Origin of the sequence: Nocardia gamkensis NBRC 108242 (assembly GCF_001612985.1) — a bacterium.
In the GTDB taxonomy this organism is placed as follows: Bacteria; Actinomycetota; Actinomycetes; order Mycobacteriales; family Mycobacteriaceae; genus Nocardia; species Nocardia gamkensis.
In genome coordinates, this window is the sequence record NZ_BDBM01000033.1 from 49315 (window position 1) to 66563 (window position 17249).

General features: G+C 69.0%; 14 protein-coding genes. 10 read left to right on the plus strand and 4 right to left on the minus strand.

The genetic code is table 11. From position 1 onward, the window contains the following. Positions 1 to 146: 146 nt before the first annotated feature. Positions 147 to 434, minus strand: a complete 288-nt coding sequence (locus NG1_RS24500) for a 4a-hydroxytetrahydrobiopterin dehydratase (RefSeq protein ID WP_040869527.1) — start codon at positions 432 to 434, stop codon at positions 147 to 149. A 51-nt stretch (positions 435 to 485) separates the two neighbouring features. Further along, positions 486 to 662, minus strand: coding sequence for a hypothetical protein (locus NG1_RS37530; RefSeq protein ID WP_085994939.1), 177 nt, complete (start codon positions 660 to 662; stop codon positions 486 to 488). A 232-nt stretch (positions 663 to 894) separates the two neighbouring features. Here NG1_RS37530 and typA point away from each other — a divergent pair, with 232 nt between their 5' ends. The 6 genes from typA (at position 895) to NG1_RS24525 (ending at position 8553) form a co-directional block, all read left to right on the plus strand. Then, positions 895 to 2793 carry a translational GTPase TypA gene (gene typA / locus NG1_RS24505; RefSeq protein WP_062974543.1) on the plus strand — a complete coding sequence of 633 codons (1899 nt, stop codon included), beginning with the start codon at positions 895 to 897 and terminating at the stop codon, positions 2791 to 2793. Between the two features lie 944 nt (positions 2794 to 3737). Next, complete coding sequence (locus NG1_RS24510) at positions 3738 to 5465, plus strand: ABC transporter family substrate-binding protein (RefSeq protein ID WP_439956476.1); 1728 nt, start codon at positions 3738 to 3740, stop codon at positions 5463 to 5465. Then, on the plus strand, positions 5462 to 6346 hold the full coding sequence (gene mshB, locus NG1_RS24515; RefSeq protein ID WP_062974618.1) for an N-acetyl-1-D-myo-inositol-2-amino-2-deoxy-alpha-D-glucopyranoside deacetylase: 885 nt from the start codon (positions 5462 to 5464) through the stop codon (positions 6344 to 6346). Before NG1_RS24510 ends, mshB begins: the two co-directional genes overlap by 4 nt. A 108-nt stretch (positions 6347 to 6454) precedes the next feature. Further along, a complete protein-coding gene (locus tag NG1_RS24520) occupies positions 6455 to 7924 on the plus strand; it encodes an amino acid permease (RefSeq protein ID WP_062974546.1) in 1470 nt (489 codons plus the stop codon). 36 nt (positions 7925 to 7960) lie between these two features. Next, positions 7961 to 8119 (plus strand): hypothetical protein, encoded by a 159-nt coding sequence (locus NG1_RS37535; protein ID WP_168434053.1) that lies wholly within the window; start codon positions 7961 to 7963, stop codon positions 8117 to 8119. Further along, positions 8116 to 8553 carry a hypothetical protein gene (locus NG1_RS24525; RefSeq protein WP_062974548.1) on the plus strand — a complete coding sequence of 146 codons (438 nt, stop codon included), beginning with the start codon at positions 8116 to 8118 and terminating at the stop codon, positions 8551 to 8553. The genes NG1_RS37535 and NG1_RS24525 overlap by 4 nt, the downstream gene beginning before the upstream one ends. Positions 8554 to 8652: 99 nt before the next feature. Here NG1_RS24525 and NG1_RS24530 read toward each other — a convergent pair whose 3' ends face one another. Both NG1_RS24530 and NG1_RS24535 read right to left on the minus strand, forming a co-directional pair. Further along, the gene (locus tag NG1_RS24530) at positions 8653 to 10260 is read right to left on the minus strand and encodes a PH domain-containing protein (RefSeq protein ID WP_062974549.1); all 1608 of its coding nucleotides are present in this window, start codon (positions 10258 to 10260) and stop codon (positions 8653 to 8655) included. Further along, on the minus strand, positions 10257 to 10754 hold the full coding sequence (locus NG1_RS24535) for a PH domain-containing protein (RefSeq protein WP_062974551.1): 498 nt from the start codon (positions 10752 to 10754) through the stop codon (positions 10257 to 10259). The genes NG1_RS24530 and NG1_RS24535 overlap by 4 nt, the downstream gene beginning before the upstream one ends. A gap of 434 nt (positions 10755 to 11188) precedes the next feature. Here NG1_RS24535 and NG1_RS24540 point away from each other — a divergent pair, with 434 nt between their 5' ends. The 4 genes from NG1_RS24540 (at position 11189) to pruA (ending at position 17247) form a co-directional block, all read left to right on the plus strand. Then, on the plus strand, positions 11189 to 13789 hold the full coding sequence (locus NG1_RS24540; protein ID WP_084499163.1) for a bifunctional FO biosynthesis protein CofGH: 2601 nt from the start codon (positions 11189 to 11191) through the stop codon (positions 13787 to 13789). 270 nt (positions 13790 to 14059) lie between these two features. Next, entirely contained in the window at positions 14060 to 14383 is a 324-nt protein-coding gene (gene fdxA / locus NG1_RS24545) for a ferredoxin (RefSeq protein ID WP_014987978.1), read from the plus strand. Next, positions 14380 to 15501 (plus strand): succinyldiaminopimelate transaminase, encoded by a 1122-nt coding sequence (dapC, locus tag NG1_RS24550; RefSeq protein WP_281218314.1) that lies wholly within the window; start codon positions 14380 to 14382, stop codon positions 15499 to 15501. The genes fdxA and dapC overlap by 4 nt, the downstream gene beginning before the upstream one ends. A gap of 111 nt (positions 15502 to 15612) precedes the next feature. Then, positions 15613 to 17247 carry an L-glutamate gamma-semialdehyde dehydrogenase gene (pruA, locus tag NG1_RS24555; RefSeq protein ID WP_062974555.1) on the plus strand — a complete coding sequence of 545 codons (1635 nt, stop codon included), beginning with the start codon at positions 15613 to 15615 and terminating at the stop codon, positions 17245 to 17247. Positions 17248 to 17249 lie beyond the last annotated feature (2 nt).

Sequence of the window (17249 nt, forward strand, 5' to 3'; positions counted from 1 at the left end):
GAGCGAAGCGAGACCGAGCATGTTCTGTTCGCGGCCCGGCTCGTGTCCGAGTGGCCGTCGCGTAGGCGACGAAGGAGCAAGCGGCGGTCGCTCGGACACGAGCCATCAAGGGGCCGTGAACACGCAGCGCCGCAGGCGCTGCAACTTCAGCAGAGCCGATCTATCTGGTGCGCCAGGGCGACGTCCAGCGCGGTCAGCCCGCCCGCCGAGTGGGTGGACAGGCTGAAGGTGACGTTGCGCCAGCGAATATCGATGTCCGGATGGTGGTCGGCCTCCTCCGCGACTTCGGCGACCCGGCGCACGAGGTCGATGCCCGCGGGAAAGGTGGGCGCCTCGACCGTGCGGACCAGTGCGTCGCCTGATCTGGTCCAGTCCGGCAGTTCGGTGAGGGCCTCGGCGATCTCGATATCGGAGAGCAGTGTCTGCTGGGCCATAACACTCCTTACTACTCGCCTCGGGCCGCCCCGGAAAGGTGGCGGCGATGGTCAGGCCGCGCGTGCCTGCTTGAGTGCCTTCTTCAGATCCTTGCCGGTGACTCCGGCCGCTTCGCACTTCTTCATCCGCATGATGACCACGGGGCACTTCAGGCAGCGCGTCTTCTTCCGACAGCACTTCTTCTTGGGTTTCAGGCTCGAAACCTTCTTTGCTTTGACCTTGCCCACGAGGGTTAGCGTACCCTAAGTGCAAAGCCTGAAACGTTGCCCGAACGGACTGCCGGTAGGGTGTAGCTGGCCGCTATGCCCGGTGAGTTTCGATTCTCCACCTGTCTGCAAGGAGCCCGGCGTGAGCGTCAGGACCCGGAGGCGGCAACCTGCGTAACCGCGCAGGGGTCCCGCTCTCGCAGGACACCGAGCACCATCGGCTCCCACACCGAAACAGCAGGAGGATTCAGGCGTGTCGTCTGCACGCGATTTTCGCAACGTCGCCATCGTGGCCCACGTCGACCACGGCAAGACGACCCTGGTCGACGCCATGCTGCGCCAGTCGGGCGCCTTCGCCGAGCGGGCCGAGCCCGTGGATCGAGTGATGGACTCCGGCGACCTGGAGCGCGAGAAGGGCATCACCATTCTCGCCAAGAACACGGCGGTGCACCGCCACCATCCGGACGGCTCGGTCACCGTCATCAATGTCATCGATACCCCGGGCCACGCCGACTTCGGTGGTGAGGTCGAGCGCGGCCTCTCCATGGTGGACGGTGTCGTGCTGCTGGTGGACGCCTCCGAGGGCCCGCTGCCGCAGACCCGGTTCGTGCTGCGCAAGGCGCTGGCCGCGTCGTTGCCGGTGATCCTGGTCGTGAACAAGACCGACCGCCCCGACGCCCGCATCGAGGAGGTCGTCGAGGAAAGTCACGACCTGTTGCTCGACTTGGCCTCCGATCTGGACGACGCCGCCGCCGAAGCCGCCGAGCTCGCGCTCGACCTTCCGGTGCTGTACGCCTCCGGGCGAGAGGGCAAGGCGTCCAGGGAACGTCCGGAGAACGGCAACGCCCCGGACGCGGAGAACCTCGACGCGCTGTTCGACGTGCTGCTGGAATACATTCCCGCACCGAAGGGCGATCCGGCCGCGCCGCTGCAGGCGCACGTCACCAACCTGGACGCCTCGGCATTCCTCGGTCGTCTCGCGCTGGTCCGCGTCCACAACGGCGAACTGCGCAAGGGGCAGAACGTCGCGTGGATGCACGCCGACGGCGTCAAGCAGGTGAAGATCACCGAGCTGCTGCAGACCATCGGCGTGGAGCGTCAGCCGGGTGAGGTCGCCGTGGCGGGCGACATCGTCGCCATCGCGGGTATCCCGGAGATCATGATCGGCGACACCCTCGCCGACATCGACGATCCGGTCGCGCTGCCGCGCATCACCGTCGACGAGCCCGCCATCTCGGTCACCATCGGCACCAACACCTCGCCGCTGGTCGGCCGGGTGCAGGGCCACAAGCTGACCGCCCGCATGGTGAAGGCGCGCCTGGACCAGGAGCTGGTCGGCAACGTGTCGCTGCGCGTGCTCGACATCGGCCGCCCGGACGCCTGGGAGGTGCAGGGCCGTGGTGAGCTGGCGCTGGCCATCCTGGTCGAGACCATGCGCCGCGAGGGCTTCGAGCTGACCGTCGGCAAGCCGCAGGTGGTCACCAAGCAGGTCGACGGCAAGGTGCACGAGCCGTACGAAGAGCTGACCATCGACTGCCCCGACGAGTACCTCGGCGCGATCACCCAGTTGCTGGCCGCCCGCAAGGGCAAGATGGTGCAGATGAGCAACCACGCCGCGGGTTGGGTGCGGATGGAGTTCATCGTTCCCTCGCGTGGCCTGATCGGCTTCCGCACCGACTTCCTCACCGAGACCCGCGGCACCGGCATCGCCAACGCGGTGTCGCACGGCTACGCGCCGTGGGCCGGCGAGATCCGGGCCAGGCACACCGGCTCGCTGGTCTCCGACCGGTCGGGTACGGTGACGCCGTTCGCCATGATTCAGCTCGCCGACCGCGGGCAGTTCTTCGTGGAGCCGGGCGCGGACACCTACGAGGGGCACGTCGTGGGAGTCAACCCGCGCGCGGAGGATCTCGACATCAACGTCACGCGGGAGAAGAAGCTGACCAACATGCGCAGCTCGACCGCGGACGTGTTCGAGACCCTGGCCAAGCCGCTGCAACTGGATCTCGAGAGCGCCATGGAGTTCTGCGCCGCCGACGAGTGCGTGGAGGTCACCCCGGAAGTGGTTCGGATCCGCAAGGTGGTCCTCGGGCAGAACGAACGTGCGCGGGAACTGTCCCGGCGCAAGGCGCGGGACCGCGCGGCGCTGTAATCAGCTCCGATGGAACGGGATTCGGTGTCCGTGGGGACGCCGGATCCCGTTCCGGTCGGGTGCGCGAGCCGGAAGGTGTTCGCGCTGGGGAGCCGCGGATTCGACTCGCGTACACCTGAGGATCGTCGGCAATTCATCCGTGATGCAATTCGGGGCGAGCGCGGCAATCGGAATATCCTCGATACGGCTTTGTGATGTGGTTTGCGGACCGGCTCCGATGCCGCATCTACCTTCCGAAGGACGTCGATTATTTCTACGGCATTCTCGGCCATTTCTCCTGCGCTGTGGGACCATGGAACGAAGTATTCGTATTCTCCGTGTAGGGAATCGCTGACCGGTGCGCGTGTTCTGCGTGGGGGCAGGTGAGAATTCGGGACGTGACTCGGATGTAGTAGAACGTTTGCGTCATCCACTGGAATCCGCAGACTTACGGCACGTTGATTCATCCCGACCTCCCGCTTGTGGTCACCCGGACGCTCGAGGAGATGCCTTCCTCGGCGACCGGAGGGCTTGACGTGCAGCTCTGCCAAGCATGCGCCTCGAGCGGGCGCACCGGATCATTGCTTCGCGTAGGCGGGTTTCTTCTCCCGGTCGGCGTTTGGGTGCGATTGTTCACGTGTGCGAACGAGTGAAATCAGCTCGTGCTTTCGCGAACGTAGACGATGGGCAGGAGAATTGTCGGAATTCAGTGCGCCAGTACAGCCTCGGATATTGCTCCGTAGCGGGTACGCCGAATATTTGCCGAGATTCGGCCCGGTATGGATGGGTCGTACCACCGGCGCTGCGGCGCACTCGTGTTTGCGCGTCCGCGAATATCCGATCGACCGCGTCGTTTCCCCGCTCGGCAGCAGGAATCTGGGAACGGCCTCGACCGTACGGTAGAGTTCGCGAGCGTGAAAGTGGGCGCAGGAAAACGCGCAGCGTGGCGCACGTTGTTGCCGGCCGTGGCAGTGCTGACCTTGATCAGCAGCTGTGCCGCGAATCCGCCGCCGCCCATCGAGAGCACCGACAGCCCGAAGACCACACCGGTCAAGCCCGCGGAGACGACCGTGGTCGTCGCCCTGGACACCATCGGTACCGCCTTCAATCCGCACCTGCGCTCGGACCAGTCCGCCGCCACCTCGGCGATCGCCTCCCTGGTGCTGCCGAGCCCGTTCCGGCCGGTACCCGATCCGGCGCGACCCGGCGCGACGGCATGGGTGCCGGATTCGTCGTTGCTGGTCTCCGCCGAAGTGACCGCGCAGGAACCGTTCACGATCACCTACAAGCTGCGCAACGAGGCGTCCTGGTCGGACGGAGCGCCGATCGCGGCCGAGGACTTCCGCTACCTGTGGCAGGAGATGATCTCCGAACCGGGAGTCGTCGATCCGGCCGGATACCGGATGATCTCGGATGTGAACTCCTCGGCGGGTGGCAAGACGGTCACCGTCGTGATGGCGCAGCCCTACCCCGGCTGGCGCGAGTTGTTCACCGATCTGCTGCCGTCCCATCTGCTCAAGGACGCGCCCGGCGGGTTCGCCAGGGGGATGAACGGCCAGGTCAACGGGGTCCGCGTGTCCGGCGGCCCGTTCGGGATCCGCTCGGCGGACCCGGGCCGTGACGAGATGCTGCTGGAACGCAACGACCGCTTCTGGGGCACACCGGCGATGCCGGGCCAGATCCTGCTGCGCCGCGGCGGCACGCCCGCGCAGCTGGCGGGCTCGCTGCGCACCGGAGACATCCAGATGGCGCTGGTCCACGGCGGCGTGGCGACCCAGGCGCAGTTGGGGGCGATTCCCTCCGTGCGGACCGCGATCATGCCGCAGTCGCGGGTGCTGCAAATGGCGCTCAACGGGCGCAAAGGCGAACTGAGCGATCCCAGGGTCCGTTCGGGTGTGCTGGCGCTGCTCGACCCCGCCCTGCTGGCGACGGTCGGCGCCCAGACCGGCAATTGGGTGGAACCGGCTCGCGCGCAGGTGCTCGCGCCGTCCGATCCCGGTTACGCGCCGACCGCTCCGCCGCGTCCGTCGGCGGAGGAGGCGTTCGCGCTGCTCGCCGCCGCGGGTTACGGCCGGGCGCCGGAGCCGCCGCCCGCGATCTCCCCGACCTCGCCCGCCCCGCAGCCGCGCACCCTCGGCAAGGACGGCAAGCCGCTGGCCGTGCGCATCGGCGCGGTGGATCGGGACGCCACCGCCTTGGCCGTGGCCAATACCGCTGCCGACCAGCTGCGCAGCGCGGGCATCGACGCCACCGTGCGCAGCGTCGCCGCCGACGAGCTCTACGGCAAGGAACTGATCGAGGGCACGGTCGACGCGATCGTCGGCTGGGAGGTGGCCGGATCCGATCCGGCCACCGTGCTGGCGTCCCGCTACGGATGCCCGCCGCCCGCGCTGCCGGGGGTCACCGGCCCGGCGCAGGCCATCGCCGAGGCGGCGCAACGCGCGCCGAGCAACCTGTCCGGGATATGTGATCCGGCGCTGCAACCCGCGATCGATGAGGCTCTGCGGGGCGGCGACGTGGGACGGGCGCTCGCCGAAGCGGAGCCCAAACTGTGGGCCATGGCGACGGTGCTGCCGATCGTGCAGGACAACGCCGTCGCGGCATCCGGTCCCCGGCTGGACGGCGCCTCGCTCAGCGGCGCGATCCAGGTCGGCATCTTCGGCGACGCGTCTATGTGGCGCAGGATTCCGTGACCGGGGGGACGGGCGGGCTGCTGCTGGTGCACGCCCACCCGGACGACGAGTCCATCACCACCGGAGGCACGATCGCGCATTACCGCCGTCGCGGCGTGCCGGTCACCGTGCTCACCTGCACGCTCGGCGAGGAGGGCGAGGTGATCGGCGACGAGTGGGCGCTGCTCGCCGCGCAGCACGCCGACCAGCTCGGCGGTTATCGCATCCTCGAGTTGACTCATGCGCTGGCAGCGTTGAACGCGGGCCCGCCGCGCTTCCTCGGCGGCGCGGGACGCTGGCGCGACTCCGGCATGGCGGGCACGCCCGCCGCGCACAAGCCCCGGGTATTCGTGCGCTCCGGGGACGAAGCGGTGCGGGCCCTCACCGACGCGGTGCTCGAGCTACGGCCGCGCGTCGTGGTCGGTTACGACCCGAACGGCGGCTACGGCCACCCGGACCACATCCGAGCACACGAGATCACCACGGCCGCCGTGCAGGTGGCGGCGGGGGAGGGCTGGGACACCCCGAAGTACTACTGGACCGTCACCGACGCCGACATGCTGCGCCTGCACACCGCCGCGCTGGCCCGGCGCACGGCCGCGGGCCTGCCCGGCGCGCTGCCACCGGGTTGGCGGCTGCCCGCCGAAGGCGAGCTCGCGAGCGTGCCCAGTGACGCGGTGACCACCACGATCGACGTGTCCGACGTGCTGACGGCCAAGCGCGCCGCGCTGCGGGCACACGCCACCCAGGTCACCGTCGCGCCGTCCGGCCGGGAATTCGCCCTGTCGAACAAAGTCGCCCAGCCGGTTCTGCCCGAAGAGCACTTCATCCTGGTGCGAGGGCGACGTGGTCCGCTCGGGCCGGACGGGCGGGAGCACGATCTGTTCGCCGGACTGGGGTGACCGGACTCCGCCGATGTCGTCGCCCGAGGGTTGCCATCCGGCGGTGCCCGCGCGGCGGGTACCGTTCGGCGTGATCTCGGGACATCGAAATGGAGGAACCGGCGTTTCATGACCGCGCGCGGCGACGAAACTCACCTCAGCATCGAGGACCACGGTTACCACAAGAGTCTGAAGCCGCGGCAGCTGCAGATGATCGCGATCGGCGGCGCCATCGGCACCGGCCTGTTCCTCGGCGCAGGCGGGCGGTTGGCCAGCGCCGGACCCGGATTGTTCCTGGTCTACGGCGTGTGCGGGTTCTTCGCGTTCCTGATCCTGCGCGCGCTCGGTGAACTCGTCCTGCACCGGCCCTCCTCGGGGTCGTTCGTCTCCTACGCGCGCGAGTTCTTCGGCGAGAAGGCCGCCTTCGTCGCGGGCTGGATGTACTTCCTGAACTGGTCGATGACCGGCATCGCCGACACCACCGCGATAGCGCAGTACTTCCACTACTGGTCCGGGTTCGCCGCCGTCCCGCAGTGGGTTCTCGCACTGGTCGCGCTGGTCCTCGTGCTGAGCGTCAACCTGATCTCGGTGAAGTGGTTCGGCGAGATGGAATTCTGGGCCGCGCTGGTGAAGGTGTTCGCGCTCAGCGCGTTCCTGATCGTCGGCACGATCTTCCTGCTCGGTCGCTTCACCGTGCACGGTGAAGCGACCGGCCCGAGCGTGGTCGCCGATCACGGCGGCCTGTTCCCGACCGGGATCATGCCGCTGGTCGTGGTGGTATCCGGTGTCGTCTTCGCCTACGCCGCAGTCGAATTGGTCGGCACCGCGGCGGGCGAGACGGAGCACCCGGAGAAGATCATGCCGCGGGCGATCAATTCGGTGATCGCCCGGATCGCCGTCTTCTACGTCGGTTCGCTGGTGCTGCTCGGGTTGTTGCTGCCGTACACGCGGTACACCGCCGACGAGAGCCCCTTCGTCACGTTCTTCACCATGCTCGGCGTTCCCGGGATCGGCAGCGTGATGAATCTCGTGGTGCTCACCGCGGCGTTCTCCAGCTTGAACGCCGGCCTGTACTCGACCGGCCGCATCCTGCGCTCGATGTCGATGAACGGCAGCGCGCCGAAATTCACCGGGGTGATGGGCGGCAACGGCGTCCCCTACGGCGGCATCCTGCTCACCAGCCTGATCGCGCTGGTCGGTATCGCGCTCAACGGCATCGTCCCGAATCGGGCGTTCGAGATCGTGCTGAACATGGCGTCGCTGGGCATCGTCGCCTCGTGGGCCACCATCGTGCTGTGCCAGCTGCAATTGTGGCGCTGGTCCACTCGGGGACGCATCGAGCGGCCCGCGTTCCGCATGTTCGGCGCGCCCTACACCGGCCTGCTCACGCTGGTGTTCCTGTTCTTCGTCGTCGTGCTCACCGGGTTCGACTATCCGGTGGGCACCTGGACCGTCGCGACCCTGGCCCTGATCGTCCCCGCGCTGATCGTCGGCTGGTTTGCCGCGCGTAAGCGGGTGCTGGCCATCGCGGCGGAGCGCGGCGGTCCGACCGGCGAGTTCCCGGTGGTCGCCGCGCTGCCTGCCGACCGGGAGAACTGATCATGCATCTCGTAGCGCCGGAATAGACTCGGCAGTATGTACAACTGGGAGCTCCAGAACGCGATCGCGGCGTTCGTCGAAAGCATGCGGCCGCACTGGCCCGAACAGCACGACATGTATATGACGGTGCTGTACGCGTTCGCCGATATGCAGAGCCACCTGTTGACCCTCCTCGGCTACCCGCCGGTGCCGTGACGACGAAGCTCGATGACCACGCGGGCGATCGGGCTCCTGTGGCAGCCGCGGATGCCCGCCGTCCCATGGGCGTCGTCGGTTCGGTGATCCTGGTGCTCCTGGTCCTGAACGCCCTGCTCACGCTGGCGCTCGAGGCGCTGTACTTGCCGACCTACCTGGGCTCCGTCGCCTTCCCCGCGTCCGCCGTGGTGGCGGGGGTGGTGAACGTGCTGCTCGTCGCGGGCGCGCGATCGGTCACCCGGCGTCCCGCCGTGCTGGGTCTTCCGGTGGTGGCTTGGGCGTTCGGCTTCCTGGTCTGCGCGAGCGCCGGTCCGGGCGGTGACATTCTGCTGGGCAGTGATTGGCGGACGGCGCTGTTGCTGTTCGGCGGGCTGCTGCCGCCGCTGGGGTACCTCTACATCCAGGCGAACGCGAGCCTCTTCCGGCATCACTGATCTCGGCGGCCGGATCGCCGAGTTCGCGTTGTCGGCCGACGTGCCGCAGGCGTCCGATGCCGTCGCTCGGCAACCGATCAGCGACACCCGCCCGGTGGGTCACCGCGCACCCGGTAGCCCCGGTGTGACCGCTTCGATGAGCCCCCACGCCTCGTCGGCGGGCAGGTCGACCACCGCGTAGCGCTTCTTGCCCGCCGCGGTGGCCGCGACCACCGTGGCGACTCCCGCACGCCGCTGGAAGAAGGTCCGGCGCACCGTCCAGCCGATCACGCCGGGGGCCTCCAGACAGTCGCGGTCCCGGTCCAGTGACCCGGACCGGGTGATCAGCCAGGCCGGGCCTGCGGCCGTACGGGGCAGTACCGCGTGGCCGAGGCCGCGATAGCGGTCCTCCGCGAGTGCGAGCGCGATCGGTAGCGCGAGGCCGGGCACCAGCCACCACCACGGTGAATAGTGCTCTCCGGCAAGGGAGAAGAAGACCGGTACCGCGGCGATCAGGACGACCGGCGCGAGCGCGCGGGTATGCCTGCGGCGCCGCGCGGCGGGCCCATGTGCGATAAGCGGAGCGCTGCCCGGCTCCGGGACGGTGTGCGAGTCCGATGCCCCCGCGCCGGTGGGCCTCGCGTCCGGACGGAGCGGAATGTCGTTGTCGTGCACCTCCTGCGGGGCCAGGAGATGACCGAGGGTGTGTTCGACGGCCTCGCGCGGGGCCTGCGGCAGGATCTTCTGGCGCGGCTTCTCCCCGGTCATGATCGCTTCGAGTTCGGCGCCGCCGGCAAGGCGCAGCAGCAAGGGTTCGTTGACCGTCGCCCCGCGCAGCCGCGCCCGGTCGAGCGTGATCTGACGGGTGGTGAACAGGCCGTGGCGCAGCTGCAAGGTCTTGCCGTCGTCGCGCACGCGCAACCCGAAATACGTGGTCAGATAGTGCGCGCACGCGGCACCGCTGACCACGAGGACGATGGCGCACAGCAGCGCCCCCGCGGCGAGCGCGAGAACGAGCACGCCGCCGTCTTCCACGTCGTGCACCGCGTCCGACCGGAACACGATCTCGCCGAGCCCGTACTGCAACGCGAAGCCGACGATCGGGGCGATGATCGCGAACCCGGTCAGCGACAGCGGGGCGTAGCGCACCCACGCCGGACTCCAGTGCCCGATCTCGCGCGCCCGCTTGCGCGGGGCGGCGAAGCCACCGGATTCGTTCTGCCCCGGCTCTTTCCGGTCCTCGGACTGCTCCGCCCGCGCGGCCGTGTGGGCGAGCAGCGCGGCCCGTAACGGCGGCACGACCCGTGTGTCCAGGGCGTCGAGCTTGAACTGCTCACCCGAATCGGCCTGCTGGCCGGTGCCGATCGCCAGCACCGCGAGTCCGAGAGCCCGGTGCAGCAGGTCGGCTTCGATATCCACCGAGCGGATGCGTGAGCGCGGCACCGACAGTTTCTTGCGTTGCAGCAGGCCGGTGCGCAGCTCGACGTGCGTCGGCCCGACCCGATACGTCGTGGTGAACCAGCGGGTCAGCGCGAACCCGACGATCAGCACGAGCGGAATGATGCTCCACACGTGGTTGCCGCTGCTGGTGCCGAGGATCACCGAACCGATCAGCACCGGAATGAACTTCACCACCTCGGTGATCGGGTGGACCAGCAGCATCCGCTTGTCCAGCCGCTGCCACGGCTGTTCGGCCTGCGCGGCGTCCACCGCCGGTGCGCCACTCATGTCGCGTCCCCGCGATGCTGGGCGGCGATCCTGGTCAGCCGCGTCACGGTTTCCTCGGCGACCGGCAGATCGAGCGCGCTGATCTGGACCGCCCCCGCGGAGGACGCGGTGGTCACGGTGACCGTCGCCAGTCCGAGCAGGCGCTCCAGCGGCCCACGTTCGGTGTCGACGGTCTGTACGCGCGAGATCGGCGCGACCCGGCTCTCCTGGGTGAGCCAGCCGACCCGGGTGTAAACCGCCTCGTCGGTGACCTCCCAGCGGTGCACGGCGTAGCGCCACCACGGGGCCACCCCGATGTTGAGCACGGCGGGCACGAGCGCGACCAGGAAGAAGCCGAGCTGCCATCCACGATGCGCGGAGTCGAGCAGCGACCACACCAGCAGAGCCGCGAACGGAATCACCCAGCCCAGCGCGGCCTGCGCGGTCCACAGGAGCCTCGCCTTGGGACTGGGGCGCCAGGCCGGATCGGCCATGATCGTGCGCGGCTGCGACATGCTGCCAATGTTTGCACGACCAGGTGTGCGCTGTCGTCGGCGAGCGTCGGCGGCGCGCGGCGGCGCCATCGAGCGGGTGGGCGGGAGACCGCTGACCTCCCGTAGGTGGACAAAGTCTTCTGCCGCAATGTATCCGGGTACAACGCGGTATGCGGCGCACCAGCCACGGCACGCTCACTCCTCACGGCACCGCGGAAGTCAGCGCACGGGACAGGGCGACACGGTGGTGCGCACGAGCCCACCGTCGAAGGATGAACGCGAGGCCGGTGCTGGGCAGTGCTATGGAATAGCCTCGGGCACCCCGCAGTTGTCAACGCTCAACGGCGCTCCACGTTCCTGCGTGGGCGCTGCGGCGGGTGGAGCCGTAGCCCCGGGTGGCTTGTCCGCTCCGCCGCAACCAGCACTGGAGGGAGACAGTTCCGGATGTGTAGCGCATGATCGAGGGCGTGACCGACCTACCGAACCCGAGCGTCCCGTCCGCGCCGCCCAGTCCATCGGCCATGCGCCGGGCGCTGCGCAGGGCCCGCGACGGTGTCACGTTGAACGTGGACGAGGCCGCGGTGCTGCTGCACGCGACCGGTGACGACCTCGCCGACCTCTGTCGCAGCGCCGCGCGGGTGCGCGACGCCGGGCTGGCATCGGCCGGGCGTCCGAAGACGATCAGTTATTCCCGCAACGTCTTCATCCCGCTGACCCGCCTGTGCCGGGACAAGTGCCACTACTGCACCTTCGTCACGGTGCCCGGCAAGCTGCGCGCCGAGGGCGAGGGCATGTTCCTCGAACCCGACGAGGTGCTCGACATCGCCCGCCGAGGTGCGGCGCTGGGCTGCAAGGAGGCGCTGTTCACGCTGGGTGACCGGCCCGAGGATCGCTGGCCCGAAGCCGCGCAGTGGCTGGACGAACGCGGCTACGACTCCACGCTGGACTACCTGCGCGCCGTGTCGATCATGGTGCTGGAGGAGACCGGCCTGCTGCCGCACCTGAACCCCGGCGTGATGTCCTGGGCGGAGATCGCGCGGCTCAAGCCGGTGGCGCAGTCCATGGGCATGATGCTGGAGACCACCTCCACCCGGCTGTTCACCGAAAAGGGCAACTGCCATTACGGCAGTCCGGACAAGGACCCGGCCGTGCGGCTGCGGGCCATCACCGACGCGGGCCGGCTCTCGGTGCCCTACACCACCGGCATCCTGGTCGGCATCGGCGAGACGATGGCGGAGCGCGCCGAGTCGATCATGGCGATCCGCAAGCAGCACAAGGCTTTCGGGCATATCCAGGAAGTCATCATCCAGAATTTCCGCGCCAAGGACGACACCGCGATGCGGGACGTGCCGGACGCGGGGCTGGAGGAATTCCTCGCCACCATCGCCGTCACCCGCGTGCTGCTCGGGCCCGACGTGCCGGTGCAAGCGCCGCCGAACCTGGTGTCGCACGAGGAGTGCCGCGCGCTGATCGAGGCGGGGATCGATGACTGGGGCGGCGTCTCGCCGGTGACGCCCGACCACGTGAATCCGGAGCGGCCGTGGCCGAACCTGGACACGTTGCGGGAGATCACCGAGGCGGCGGGCTACCAGTTGGTCGAGCGGACCTCCGCGCACCCGAAGTACGTGCGCGCGGGCAATCCGTGGGTCGATCCGCGCATCGGCGCGCACGTCGCGGCGCTCACCGACCCGGCGACGGGGCTGGCGAAGCCGGACGCGATCCCGGTCGGCCTGCCCTGGCAGGAACCCGAGGAGTCGTGGGAATCGGCCGGGCGCGTCGACCTCAACACCGCCATCGACACCGAGGGCCGCAACACCGAGGCCCGCAGCGACGCGGCGCTCGGGCAGGACCTCGTCGGCGCTTTCGGCGACTGGGAAACCATTCGCGAACAGGCGCGCGACCTCGCCGTCAGCACGCCGCAGCGGCTGGATGCCGACGTGCTCGCCGCGTTGCGCGCCGCCGAGCGCGATCCGGCCGGGCTCAGCGACGCCGAGTATCTCGCGCTGGCCACGGCGGACGGCGCGGACCTGGACGCGGTTGCCGCGCTGGCCGATCAGTTGCGCCGCGACACCGTCGGCGACGACGTCACCTACGTCGTGAACCGGAACATCAACTTCACCAATATCTGCTACACCGGGTGCCGCTTCTGCGCGTTCGCCCAGCGCAAGGGGGACGCGGACGCGTTCACGCTGAGCATGGACGAGGTCGCCGACCGGGCCTGGGAGGCGCATGTCGACGGCGCCACCGAGGTGTGCATGCAGGGCGGCATCGACCCCGACCTGCCGGTCACCGGGTACGCCGACCTGGTGCGGGCGGTCAAGCAGCGGGTGCCGTCGCTGCACGTGCACGCGTTCAGCCCGATGGAGATCGTGAACGGCGCCTCGCGCGGCGGTCAGAGCATCCGGGACTGGCTGGTCGCGCTGAAGGAAGCGGGTCTGGACACCATTCCGGGGACCGCCGCGGAGATCCTGGACGACGAGGTGCGCTGGGTGCTCACCAAGGGCAAACTGCCCACCTCGGCGTGGATCGAGGTGATCACCACGGCCCATCAGGTGGGCATCCGGTCCAGCTCGACCATGATGTACGGCCACGTGGACAATCCGAAGCACTGGGTCGGGCATCTGCGCGTGCTGCGCGGTATCCAGGACGAGACCGGCGGTTTCACCGAATTCGTGCTGCTGCCGTTCGTGCACCAGAGCGCGCCGCTGTACCTCGCGGGCGCCGCGCGGCCGGGGCCGACCAACCGGGACAACCGCGCCGCGCACGCGCTGGCCAGGATCATGCTGCACGGCCGGATCCACAACATCCAGACCAGCTGGGTCAAACTCGGTACCACTGGCACCCGGGTGATGCTCAACAGCGGCGCCAACGATCTCGGCGGTACGTTGATGGAGGAGACCATCTCCCGGATGGCGGGCTCGCAGCACGGCTCGGCGAAGACCGTCGCCGAACTGGTGGAGATCGCCGCGGGCATCGGGCGACCGGCCAGGGAGCGGACGACCACCTACGGTGTGCCGGAACGCAAGGTCTCGGCATTGCCGCTGACGGTGGGCTAGGAATCGGCCGACGGGCCACCCCGGAGTGCAGCGAACGAGTGATTCGTCGGTACATGGGTGACTCGCCGGGGACTCCGAAGCCGGAGCGGCCGTCGACGCAGGACCTGAACGCAACATCCCGTGCCACCCGACCGGTACGGCCGGAAGACCCGAATAGGCGGGACATACCACCGAAGTTAGGGCAGGCTGACCAGTAGTAACGTGGGGTGCCGGGATAGGGTTTCGCCGGGCGGACTATCCCGCAGGCGAGGACAGACTAGGAGAGCGGCAGTGCCGTACATCATCGCTGAACCGTGCGTTGACGTGAAGGACAAGGCATGCATCGAGGAATGCCCCGTGGACTGCATCTACGAGGGTGGCCGCATGCTGTACATCCATCCCGACGAGTGCGTGGACTGTGGTGCATGTGAGCCGGTGTGCCCGGTGGAGGCGATCTTCTACGAAGACGACACCCCGGACCAGTGGAGCGGATACGTGAACGCCAACGTCGATTTCTTCGATGAGCTGGGCTCGCCCGGCGGCGCCACCAAGGTCGGCAAGGTCGACTACGACCCGCCGTTCATCAAGGAACTGCCTCCGATGGCGAGTGAGTGAGACCTGAGGTGTCGCCGCGTGGCCGGGTCAGCAGCCTGCTACCCGATTTTCCCTGGGACACCATCGCTTCGGTGAAGGTGCGGGCGGCTGCCCATCCAGGCGGGATCGTCGATCTGTCGGTCGGCACTCCGGTCGACCCGGTCGACCCGCTGATCCGGACCGCGCTGAACTCCGTCGCCGCGGTGCCCGGCTACCCGACCACGCACGGCACCCCCGAACTCCGTGCGGCCGCGGTCGACGCGCTGAAGCGGCGCTACGGGATCACCGGACTCGAGCCCGCGGCCGTGCTGCCCGCCATCGGCACCAAAGAGCTGATCGCGGGACTGCCCCGGCTGCTCGGCCTCGGCGCGGGCGACTTGGTCGTCATCCCGGAGGTCGCGTATCCCACCTACGAGGTGGGCGCGCTGCTGGCGGGCGCGCAGGTGCTGCGCGCCGACGGACTCACCCGGCTCGGTCCGCAGACGCCCGCGCTGATCTACGTGAACTCGCCGTCCAACCCGACCGGCCGGGTACTCGGCGTCGAGCATCTGCGCAAGGTGGTCGCCTTCGCCCGGGAACGCGGCGCGATCGTCGCCTCCGACGAGTGCTACCTGGGACTGACCTGGGAGGGCCGCGCACTCTCCTTGCTCGACCCCGAGGTGTGCGACGGCGACCACACCAACCTGCTGGCCGTGCATTCGCTGTCGAAGACCTCCAACCTGGCCAGTTACCGCGCCGGGTTCGTGGCGGGCGATCCGGCGCTGGTCGCGGAGCTGCTCGAAGTGCGCAAGCACGCGGGCATGATGGTGCCGTTCCCGATCCAGGCCGCGATGACGGCCGCGCTCAGCGACGACGCGCACGAGGCGCGTCAGCGCGAGCGGTACCGGGCCCGCCGTGACGTGCTGCGAAAAGCGCTGGAAGCAGCGGGTTTCCGGGTCGATCACTCCGAGGCGGGCCTGTATCTGTGGTCCACGCGCGGCGAGCCGTGCCGGACCACCTTGGACTGGCTCGCCGACCGCGGCATCCTCGCCGCGCCCGGCGACTTCTACGGCCCCGGCGCGAGTGAGCACGTGCGGATCGCGCTGACCGCGACCGACGAGCGGATCGCCGCGGCGGCCGAACGACTGGCCGCGGGCTGACGCCGCCAGCGTTTTCCTGCTCCGTGCGAGCGCAGCAATTTCGATAGGGGCCGTTCCGGTCCCGGTGTGTCGGCGTCCACGCGCGCGGGGCAAGGCGAGCTAGCCTGAGGTATGGACGCTGTCACGGTTGTCCCCACGCCCGCCAACGAGCCGGTGCACTCCTACGCGCCCGGTAGCCCCGAACGTGAGTTATTGATCGGCAAACTCGCTGAGCTGTCCGCCGCGCCCGTCGACGTGCCGCTGGTGATCGGAGGCAAGCACCGCCCCGGCATCGGTGAACGGCACGATATCGTCGCACCGCACCGGCACCGGCAAGTGCTGGGGACCTATACCGACATCACCCAGTCGGAAGCGCACGGAGCCATCGATGCCGCGATGGCGGCCGCCCCGGGGTGGCGGGCACTGCCCTTCGAGGACCGCGCCGCGGTGCTGCTGCGCGCCGCCGACCTGCTGGCCGGGCCGTGGCGGGAGACTCTAGCGGCGGCCACCATGCTCGGGCAGTCGAAATCGGCCCAGCAGGCCGAAATCGACGCGCCGTGCGAGCTGGTCGACTTCTGGCGTTTCAACGTCGCGTTCGCGCGCGACATCCTGGCGCAACAGCCCGGGTCCAGTGCCGGGGTGTGGAACCGGATGGACTATCGGCCGCTGGAAGGGTTCGTCTACGCCATCACGCCGTTCAACTTCACCGCGATCGCCGGGAACCTGCCGACCGCGCCCGCGCTGATGGGCAACACGGTGGTGTGGAAACCCTCGCCGACGCAGACGTTGGCGGCGTTCCACACGATGCGGCTGCTGGAGGCGGCGGGCCTGCCGCCCGGCGTGATCAACATGGTCACCGGAAACGGCGTGCAGTTGTCGGAGGTGGCGCTGACCGATCCGCGGCTGGCGGGAATCCATTTCACCGGTTCCACCAAGACATTTCGGTATCTGTGGCAGCAGGTGGGCGCGAATGTCGACCGCTACCACGGTTATCCGCGCCTGGTGGGGGAGACGGGTGGCAAGGACTTCGTCGTCGCGCACTCCTCGGCCGACCCGGACGCGCTGCGCACCGCCCTGATTCGCGGAGCGTTCGAGTATCAGGGCCAGAAGTGCTCGGCGGCCTCGCGCGCCTACATCGCGCGGTCGGTCTGGCGCGCGATGGGCGACGAGTTCCTGCACGAGACCGGCGAGCTGAGCTACGGCGACGTCGCGGATCTGTCGAATTTCGGTGGGGCGTTGATCGATCGGCGCGCCTACGACAAGAACGTGACGGCCATCCGCCGCGCCGTGGAAGCGGGCATCGCCATCCCGGTCGGCGGAACCTACGACGACAGCGAAGGCTGGTTCGTCCGGCCCACCGTGTTCCTGGCGGACAACCCGCACGACGAATCGTTCGCCACCGAGTACTTCGGACCGATCCTGTCGGTGTACGTCTACGATGACACCGAACCCGGCTCCTACAGCGCGATACTCGCCGAAGTGGAGTCGGCGGCGCCCTACGCGCTCACCGGCGCGGTGTTCGCGCAGGACCGGTACGCGATCGAAGAGGCCGACGCCGCGCTGCGATTCGCGGCGGGCAACTTCTACGTCAACGACAAGCCCACCGGCGCGGTGGTGGGTCAGCAGCCCTTCGGCGGGGCGCGCGCCTCCGGCACCGACGACAAGGCGGGCTCGCCGTTGAACCTGCTGCGCTGGGTCGCGCCACGGACGATCAAGGAGACGTTCGTGCCTGCCGTGGATTACCGCTATCCGCACATGGGGAGCTGAGG